At 66.1% G+C, this 1,092-nt stretch carries 1 protein-coding gene; it reads left to right on the top strand.

The features are described 5' to 3' along the window. Window positions 1–12: 12 nt before the first annotated feature. Window positions 13–1,092, top strand: a 1,080-nt coding sequence (gene tnpC / locus G4D83_RS45205; protein ID WP_275902425.1) for an IS66 family transposase, incomplete at its 3' end; no start/stop codon positions are given.

The raw sequence follows: 1,092 nt of genomic DNA, 5'->3' as shown, positions 1-1,092 counted from the left end.
CCACTGCTCCGGTTGGATGAGGCGCCGCCCGCGCGGGTCCACCAGGTGGTGGAGTTGCCGCGCGTGGTACCCGAGGTGAAGCAGTACGAGCTTCACGCGGGCTGGTGTGCCGGCTGCAACGCCTGGCGCTGCGCGCCGCTGCCGGAGGGGGTGCCCGAGGGCACCTTCGGACCGCGCCTGACGGGATTCATCGCGCTGTGCACCGGACGTTTGCGTCTGTCGAAGCGGCTGGTGCAGGAGTTGGTGGAGGACGTGCTGGGCGTGGAACTCGGACTCGGCAGCGTCAGCAACCTTGAGCAGACGGTGAGCCAGGCCCTGGCAGGTGCAGTGGACGAGGCGCGCGCGTACGTCCAGACGCAGCCGGCAGTGCATCAGGACGAAACCGGCTGGTGGCAGAAGCACGCACGCGCCTGGCTGTGGGTGGCCAGCACCGCGGCCGTGGCGGTGTTCCTCATCGCCAAGAGTCGCGGCAAGGCCGTGGCCCAGGCCATGCTGGGAAAGGACTTCAGGGGCACGCTCATCTCCGACCGGTGGTGTGGCTACGACTGGGTGCGCGCCCTGAAACGGCAATTCTGCTGGGCGCACCTGAAGCGCGAATTCGAAGGCTTCGTCGAGCGCGGCGGGGAGGCAAAGCGGTTGGGAAAGCTGCTGCTGGCGGAAGTCTTCGTTCTCTTTGAGTGGTGGCATCTGGCTCGCGATGGCCTCCTGAAGCGCGCCACCTTCCAGAGGAGGATGCTGCCGCTCATGAGCGAGGTGGAAAGACTCCTGGAGGAGGTCGTGGAGGTGTGCCCGAAGTCGGTGGCCGGCACCGCCAGGCAAATCCTCAAGCGCAAGGAGTCTCTCTGGACATTTGTCTATACAGAGGGCGTCGAGCCCACCAACAATCTCGCCGAGAGAGACCTGCGCCATGCCGTCATCTGGCGCAAGACGAGCTTCGGTACCCAGAGCGAGGACGGCAGTCTCTTCGTCGCACGCATCCTCACCGCCGTGATGAGTCTCAGGAAGCAGGAGCGCAACGTGCTCGACTATCTCACCGCCTCCGTCGAAGCTCAGCTCCACGGCACTCCCGCACCCTCACTGCTACCCGGCACG

The organism is Myxococcus eversor, assembly GCF_010894455.1.
In the GTDB taxonomy this organism is placed as follows: Bacteria; Myxococcota; Myxococcia; order Myxococcales; family Myxococcaceae; genus Myxococcus; species Myxococcus eversor.
This window is presented reverse-complemented; position numbering and strand designations above follow the sequence as displayed.